This is a genomic window from Cognatishimia sp. F0-27 (assembly GCF_020667845.1).
Classification (GTDB): Bacteria; Pseudomonadota; Alphaproteobacteria; order Rhodobacterales; family Rhodobacteraceae; genus JAFMPQ01.
In genome coordinates this window covers 1-8,621 of record NZ_JAFMPQ010000066.1, presented here as the reverse complement: position 1 = coordinate 8,621, position 8,621 = coordinate 1, and the positions used below count along the sequence as shown (strand labels likewise).

Annotated in this window: 3 protein-coding genes and 1 pseudogene; all 4 read right to left on the bottom strand. The window is 66.1% G+C overall.

Features of this window, described 5'->3' with window-relative positions; all coding sequences use genetic code 11:
- Positions 1-2,357: pseudogene (locus J1C49_RS21030) on the bottom strand (hypothetical protein); the annotation flags it as partial.
- Between the two features lie 312 nt (positions 2,358-2,669).
- On the bottom strand, positions 2,670-4,460 hold the full coding sequence (locus J1C49_RS21025; protein ID WP_227447793.1) for a calcium-binding protein: 1,791 nt from the start codon (positions 4,458-4,460) through the stop codon (positions 2,670-2,672).
- Positions 4,461-4,618: 158 nt separating this feature from the next.
- The gene (locus J1C49_RS21020; RefSeq protein WP_227447792.1) at positions 4,619-6,919 is read right to left on the bottom strand and encodes a hypothetical protein; all 2,301 of its coding nucleotides are present in this window, start codon (positions 6,917-6,919) and stop codon (positions 4,619-4,621) included.
- 271 nt (positions 6,920-7,190) lie between these two features.
- A partial coding sequence (locus J1C49_RS21790) for a calcium-binding protein (RefSeq protein ID WP_304522458.1) occupies positions 7,191-8,621 on the bottom strand: 1,431 nt, incomplete at its 5' end.

Sequence of the window (8,621 nt, the reverse complement as noted above, 5' to 3'; positions counted from 1 at the left end):
CCTTCCAGCGTGTCAAAGCCGAAGCCGCCCGTCACCTGGTCGTCGCCCGCGCCGCCATCGATCGAATCGCTGCCCGCACCGCCAGACAGCGTGTCATTGCCCGTCCCGCCGGTGATCGTGTCGTCTGCGCTGGTGCCAGTGTCGGTGATCGGCGGCTCCGGCGGAACCGGTGGCGCCTCCCCTCCCTGCACGGCAATGCCGCGAATGGCCGATTGCGAGGAAAACAGCACGTTGGTGTCATCGGTGAAGGCCACAAAGACCGACCCATCGTTCAGCGTGGTCAGGTTCATGCCGAGCTGGTCATCCTCGAGATTGCTGTTGGCGCGCAGATCCGTCAGGATCGACGCCCCGTCGAGATCGAAGATCGACACGCCCACATCGATATCCCGCCCGCCTTCGAGGTCGCGCGTGTTATAGGCCAGCACGACCTGGTCATCCCCGGTCAGCGTCATGTCGAAAGCCTGGTAGAACTGGCCGTTGATCTGCGCGATGGGCAGCGGGTCATTGGCCACATCCGGGGTGCCATCGGCCCGGATCACCGACAGGAAGGCAGCGCCCTCGTTATCGCCATGCACCATGGCAAAGCGCCCGTCCGACACCGCCGCGACCGCGACCTGTTCATAAAGACCGCTGATGCGCGCATCGGCCAGCGTGATCACATCCGATGCCGGGGTGCCATCGGCGTTCCAGAACCGGTAGAACACCCCGCCATTGGCGCCATAGGTGGTGACAAGCCGGCCATCGGCCAGAAGCGCGCCATCGACCTCGATTTCCACGTCGCGATCCGGATCGAGATCCTGCACCCCGCCGCGCGCCGCCCCCTGGGCGTCGAAAAACGCGATGCGGTCCTCGTCATCGAGCGTGCCGGTATCGTCGGTGAAGGTCACCGCGAACCCGTCGGCCGTGGCATGGACCTGGATATGCTCCCCCTCGCCATCGAGGATCTGCACCGGGGTGCCGCGCGGGGTGCCATCGGCATTCCAGACCTGCGCAAAGACATCGCCGCGGTTGGAGCTTTGCGGATCGTTGAAATAGGCGATGACAAAGCCGCCATCGGCCAGCGCGGCCACGTCGAACCGCTTGCCGTCGATGTCATCGGCCACAAGCGTCGTCTCGCCGGTCATCGGGTCATAAGCGGTGATCGTGCCGTTGAGATTGGTGTTGTCATAGACCGTGATCACCCGCCCGTCGGTGAGCGTGGCAACCGACGGATCCTCGGCCAGCTCGCCCAGCGTGCCAAGGCTCAGCAGCACCTCCGGCGCCAAAAGGCCCGGATCGTCCGGCCCGCGGCCCATGTAAAGCTCGCGCGGCGTGTCGGGATCGAGCTCCCAGACGGTGCCGTTCGGGCTGACATACATCTCCGGCGCGACCGAGCGCGGCGCCTGGCCATTGAGATCGACGCTGTCATATTCCGCGCCGGTCTCGTCATAGAACCGCACCGACACGCTGTTGCGGCTGAGCGCGCCGACCTCGTTGCCATAGCTCACCGCCACGGCCCCGTCAGCCAGCGCCCAGAGACCGACCCAGTCCTGCGCCCCGTCGGGCGCGCCCGTGTTGACGATCTGCTCCGGGGTTGCGACCGAGCCATCCGCATTGAGGATGGTCAGGAACAGCGTGCTCTCGGCCTCGTCCTCATCGCCGGTGCGCGCCGACACGTAAGCCACCGCGATGCGCCCGTCGGAAAGCTGGCGCGCCTCAACACCCCAATGCCCGATCACGCTTTCCAGCCCGGTGGCGATGACGATCTCCTCGCCCTGCGCCACGGCCGCGTCGCTGTAGAACTGCCCGCGCACCTCGACGCCGCCCGCATTGGCATTGACCTGGCTGACCCGGAACAGCCCGGCCCCGTCGAGGTCGATCACCGTCTCTTCGAGAATGCTCTCGAACGGGCCTTCGCGGTTCATCCCGGACTGGTAGATCCCCTCGCTGTTCGACAGATAGACCGATTGCCCGATCGCGGAAACGATGTTGCCATTGGGCAGCTGGTCGAAATCCTGCGTAAAGCGCGTGCCGATCACCACGTAAGGCACGGTCGCATCCGCGGCGGATGTGTCGAACGTGTCGGTGCCGGTGACCGCGCCAGTGGCATCGAGATCGTAGACATAGCCGGTCCGGTCCGGATCGTCGCGCATCACCACGCGCAGGCCGCCGCCGGGCTGTGCAAAGACACCGGCCACCTGGGCAAGCGACGCGCTGTCCGTCGCGGGCGGGGTGCCATCGGCAAAACGGACTGTCTCACCGGTCAGCGCAGTGCCATTGGCATCGAAAATCCGCAGCACAGGCACCTGCGTGTTATTGTCAAATACCGTGCCAAAGGACACCAGACGCCCGTCATTCAGTTCAAAAAGGCTGTCCATTCCGATCTCTCTCCATCAATCACTGGTCGAAACACGGGCATCCAAGCCCAAAGTGATCTGCGGGTAAAGCGTCCAGTGGCCCAAAACGGGCAAACCGTCCCGATGCGGCGACCACAGCCTGTCCGGCGGCGCGCGCTTCGCGTTTCTTCTGTCCTGAAATACTCCGGGGGTTTGGGGGCAGCGCCCCCATCACAACAAGGCCCTGGCCGCCCCCTTGTCCGCTGCGCTCCGGGTTGAAACCTCGGCCGCGGCACCGCCCCAATCGGGAAGATCCTCCAATCGGGGGACCCGACCTGGTCGGGAAGACCCGACCTAAATAAAGCTCACGTCGTCGAGGATCGCGGCCAGCGTCCCGACCCCGAGGAAGGTCAGCGTGTTGCCATCTCCGAAATCGAGCACCACGTTGCCATCCGCGTCGCGCCCCGCATAGCCGCGCAGGTCGTCGGCCACCGGCATCGCCTCGGCCAGAAGGTCGGCCTCGATCTGCACCACGTCAACCGGAGCAAAATCGTTGATCCGGTCATTGCCGCCGGTGAAGATGAACGTATCGGCCCCGAGACCGCCGCGCAGACGGTCATTGCCCTCGCCGCCGCCCAGCGTGTCGTTGCCGGCATTGCCCTGCACCACGTCATTGCCCAGCCCCCCCATCAGGCTGTCGAACCCGTCGAGACCCAGAAGCGTGTCATTGCCCGCCCCGCCGCTCATGGTGTCAAACCCAAGACCACCTTCGAGGCTGTCATTGCCGCCGCCGCCATCCATGACATCGTTGCCGTTGTTGCCCTGCATCGTGTCGTCGCCATCGCCACCCTCGAGCGTGTCGAACCCGTTGCGCGCCTGCAGGCTGTCATTGCCCGCACCCCCGCGCATCATGTCAAAGCCGAGACCCCCTTCAAGCGTGTCATCGCCGTCATTGCCCTCCAGCGTGTCATTGCCGAAATTGCCCTGCACAAGGTCATTGCCCGCGCCGCCGAACAGGCTGTCGAACCCGTCGAGACCGGACACCGTATCGTCCCCCGCCCCGCCGCGCATCGTGTCAAACCCCTGCCCGCCGATCACGGAATCATTGCCGGCACCCGCGCTGACAAGGTCGCTGCCAGCGCCCGCAGAGATCGTGTCGAGCCCGCCATAGGCAAAGATCGCATCGGCCTCGCCGGTGCCTTCCAGCATGCTGTCATTGTCGGAGCCCGCCAGCGGCACGTCGAGATTGACCCCCGCAAAGGGCTGGTTGTCGATCGTGTAGCTGGCCCCGGCCAGAAGTGCGTCGAGAAGCGCCCCGCCATCGAAGCCGATCGCCCCCTCGCCACTGATTGCAAGAGAGCCGATGACCGCGCCCAGAAGATCGCCGAGGAAATTCCCGGTGGAGCCAATGCTGGCGATCGCGTCGCCGTCCAGCGTGTTCAGCGCCACCCCGTCGACAGAATAGGTGCCGGTCTGCAGGAGCAGATCGGACAGGAATATCAACATCTCCGACAGGCTGGTGGGATCGTCGGGCAGATCGCCGGTCAGCGCCAGCGCAAAACCCGCAAACTGCAGTTCGGTCCCTGCGAGCCGGGCCACCTCCGTGCCGTCCACCGCAATGACGGCATTGTCGAGCGTGAACCCGTCCAGCGCATCGGCAAAGCCCGCGGCCTCTGCATCGGACAGGGTGCCGTCCAGCACGCCAAGCAGCAGGTCGATCAGGTTGTAGAGATCGCTCAGCGACGTCGGCAGCGTCCCGTTGAGATCCACCGACAACGTGCCCGCCTGCAGGCTCCAGCCGGTGGCGCTGATATCGAGCGAGGCAATCTCGACGCCGGTATCCAGCACGCGCACGCCGCTGATCTCCCCCTGGGCGGTGCGGGCTTCATAGGCATCCTCGAAAGCCTCCGGCGAGGTCGCCGGGAAAAACCCGGTGCCGTTGGTCTCGATGCGCAGCGCCTCATCCACGTTCAGGATCTGCGTGGCGCTGATTTCCGTCACATCGACGGTTTCGCTGATGAACAGCAGCGCAACCCCGAGCACAGAAATGAGATCGTTGGTGTCAACGCTTGTCAGGGTGCTCAGATCAACACCCGGTGCCAGCCGTTCAAGACCGGCGCTTGTCGCCTCAAATGTCAAAGCCATGTGAAATCCCCCATGAAATGATGCAAAAACAGGAGGAGTTTAGCAAAAATCAGGCGGGTTTTGCGAAAATTATGCGCCCGGCCGGGGCATCGCCCGCGCCAGGACCCTCTTTCGCGCTTCCACGCCGCGCCGATCCGCGGGCGCCGGCTGCCCCCGGTTCAGACGAAGCTCACATCGTCGAGGATCGCCCCGGTGGTGCCCACACCGACAAGGGTCAGCACGGCACCGCCGCCGAAATCGAGCACGAGATGGCCCTCCCCATCGAGCCGGGAATAGCCGCGCAGGTCATCGGGATCCGGGTTGCTTTCCCGCAGCAGGGCCGCGGCAATCTCCAGCGCGTCGATGTTGTTCTGGAAATCGGTGATCCGGTCCGCGCCGCCGTCAAAGACAAACATATCCGCCCCGAGCCCACCGCGCAGCGTGTCCGCCCCCGCGCCCCCCGCCAGCGTGTCGTTGCCCGCCCCGCCGACCATCAGGTCGTCGCCGGCCTCGCCCGCCAGCCTGTCGAACCCGTTGGCCCCCAGAAGCGTGTCATCGCCCGCCCCGCCCGCCAGCGTATCGGCGCCGAGCCCGCCCTCGAGACTGTCCGCGCCGCTGCCGCCAAAAAGCCGGTCATTGCCGTTATTGCCCTGCAGCGTGTCATTGCCCAGCCCGCCTTGCAGGATGTCGAACCCGTCGCGCGCCACGATCAGGTCGTTGCCCGCCCCGCCATTGAGGCTGTCAAAGCCCAGCCCCCCTTCGAGCGTGTCCGCCCCGTCATCCCCCATCAGGGTGTCGTTGCCGAAATTGCCCAGAAGCAAGTCCGCCCCGTCGCCCCCCTCCAGACGGTCGAACCCGTCCAGACCGCGCAGCGTGTCATGGCCCGAACCGCCCATGGCGGTGTCGAACCCCTGCCCGCCGGTGAGGCTGTCATCGCCGCCCTCCCCCATCAGGCTGTCATTGCCCGGCCCGCCGACCAGCGTATCGGCACCACCGGGCACGCTGAGCACCGCATCGGCATTGCTGATCTGGATCGTGGCGGTCATCGCCCCGGTGACAGCCCCGTCACCGAACACATCCAGCAAGAGCAGGTAGCTGCCGGTCTCGGTCAGTTCGACCGCAAGGAAACTGTCCGAGGAACTGGTCGAGCCGCTACCGCCCAGCCCGGGATCCGCATCGTCGTTGAAGGCCAGGCGCTGGCCTCCCGGCGAAAGCAGCTCCAGCGTGGTGTCGAAATTGCTGTCATCCACGTCAAAGATCCAGGTCTCGCCGGCGATGCCCTGAAACCGGATCGCCTCGGCCGGCTGGCCCGATCCGGTGACGGTCACGCTCTGCCAGGGCCGCTCGGTGGCGCGCAGGATGTCCGCGTTGGGCGCAAGGCTCCAGCCGTTCTCGAGATCCACCGCGCCGGTCTGCGCGGCGGTGATCACCTGCACCCCGTCGCCCGGCCGGTAGGGGGTGAGCGCCTCGGGCGCGTCCCTGTCACCGGCGATCACGTCATTGCCGAGCCCGCCGCGCAGCAGATCCGCGCCAAACCCGCCGGTCACCGTGTCGCGCCCGGCCCCGGCATCGATCACATCGTCACGGTCGGAGCCGCCAAGCGTGTCGTTGTGATCGCTGCCCAGCAAGGTCTCGATCACCGTCTTGTGGTTGATCGAGAAGGTGCCCGCCTCGAGGATGCCGGTATTGGCGGTGTCGACCCGGCTGATATATCCCGGGGCCAGCGCGGCATCGACCGGCCCCGCGGCCTCCGACAGATCCAGCACGTCGCGCCCGCCGCCATCCCACAGCAACGGCACATGCGCCTGGCTGTCGGTTTCCGGGTCATAGGCGCCAAGCGCGATCGGCGCGTAGGTGTCATTGCCCGCCCGCATCTCCGGGTCCGGCCCGTAGACAAATTGCAGCCGCGCGAGATCGAACAGCTGGGTGCTCTGCTCCCAGGCCACGGTCCAGTTGCCGTAAAGCGTGGTGCCATTGTCGAGATCGTCCGGGATCACCACGTCGCGCACCGAGCCGAAGGCGCGGGTGGCATGGTCGAGCCCGACCCCGTGGATGATCTCGTGCACGTAGATATAGTCGTTGGTCGCCAGCCCGTCGGTGCGGTCGCCATATTGCGCGGGCGTGTCGATGGCCACCACATGGACCGGGCCGGTGGTGCTCTGCCATGCGAGGCCAAACGCCGTCTCGTCGGTGTCGGAGCTGGCCCCGATCAGCATCTGCGCCTGCGCGGCCGGGGCCTCGACAAAGCGCAGACCGGTGCCCTCCGCAACCCGCTCCAGCGAGACCGCGATATTGGCGCGCTCGGCAGCGTTCAAGGCGCGATACGGGTGATTGCCCGGCGTGGCGCCGGTCTCGATATAGGCCCAGGTGACGGTGGTGGTCGCGCCCCCCACCGGAAAGGAAGGCCCGAGGCCAAAGGCTTCGATCCAGAACGGCACGGGGCCTTCAGTCAGCGCGGGATCCAGCGGCACAAGGGACATGGCAGGTCTTTCAATCACAAGCGCGCCGGACGCGGCGCATATTGCACCGAAAGGTCTCAGACCGCCCCCAACCCGTCAAGACAGGCATACCCGTCCCCGGTGTTTCGGCCCCGAACACCCGAAATACCGGCCGCACCCCACGCGCGCGCGCCCTGTTTCTTCTGTCCGAAAATACTCCGGGGGGAGGCGCAGCCGGGGGGCAGCGCCCCCCTGCCCGGTCAGCCCCCCGAGACGCCGGGCCAGCGCTCCGGGATCATCAGACAGGCCACCATCAGATAAACTCCACGTCCCCGAGGATCGCGCCGGTCGCACCCACACCGGCAAAGGTCAGCGTGTTGCCATCCCCGAAATCGAGCCGCAGGTTGCCGTCGCCATCCAGCTGCGCATAATCGCGCAGATCGTCCGGCACCGGGGCCGCCTCGGCGAGCAGATCGGCCTCGATCCGGACAGTATCGACGCGCTGGAAATCGACGATCCGGTCGGCCCCGCCGATATAGACAAACGTATCCGCCCCGAGCCCGCCGCGCATCACGTCATTGCCGAGCCCGGCTTCCATCGTGTCGTTGCCCGAATTGCCTTCGAGCAGATCATCCCCCGCGCCGCCGCGCAGAAGATCGAACCCGTTGGCGCCCAGCAGCGTGTCCGCCCCCGCATCGCCCTGCATCGTGTCGGCGCCGAGACCGCCCTCGAGACGGTCATCCCCGTCGCCACCATCGAGGCTGTCATTGCCATTGTTGCCCTGCAGCGTGTCGTTGCCGGCCCCGCCGGACAGCGTGTCGAACCCGTCGCGCGCCTGCAGGCTGTCCGCGCCCGCGCCGCCCGCGAGGCTGTCAAAGCCAAGACCGCCCTCGAGCGTGTCATCGCCGCCTTCCCCGAAAATCGTGTCATTGCCGAAATTGCCGCGCAGAAGATCGTCGCCGGCGCCGCCCAGAATGCTGTCGAACCCGTCGAGCCCGGAGATGGTATCGTTGCCATCCTCGCCGTAGATGGTGTCGAATCCCTGCCCGCCGAGCATGCTGTCGTTGCCGGCCCCGCCGAACATCAGATCGCTGCCCGGCCCGCCGCTGAGCGTGTCGTCATCGCCCAGCCCCCGCAGCGTGTCCGGCCCCGCCAGCCCGCGAATATCCTCGCTGGCGTCCGACCCGGTCAGCGCGTTGGGGAACTCGTCGCCGATGATCAGATCACTGGTCAGGCGCAGAATGTATGTGCCGGCACCATCGGTAAACCGGTTCTCCACCGAGATGTAGAAGGCGCCATCCCCATCGGGCACATATGTCAGCGCATTGCTGGCGCTGCTGCTGTCGCGGCTTGTCACCAAATCGCCCGAAGCGCTGTAGATCCTCAGGAAACTGTCGTCGAGCCCATCCGCGCCGCCGTCATTGAGCAGCGAGAAACGGTATTCAGCCTGCGCGACGCCTTCGACCCTGATCCAGTCGCGGTCCCGGTTGTAATCAATGGCGCTTTCGACCTGCTCCCCGACCTCCAGCATTTCCACCGTGCTGATGTTGCCCGCGATCTCCTGTTCGACGGAAAACCGGTAGCCGCCGGACGCGTCGTTGAAGCGCGAACCAAGATCAAAGAAATACACCGCATCCTCGGACACGGTGAAGCCCGACAGGGTGCTGCCGCTGCTGTCCAGCCCGAACTCAACCTCGCCAAGCGCGTTGCGCACATCGAGATCGGTGCTCGGCAATGACGATGC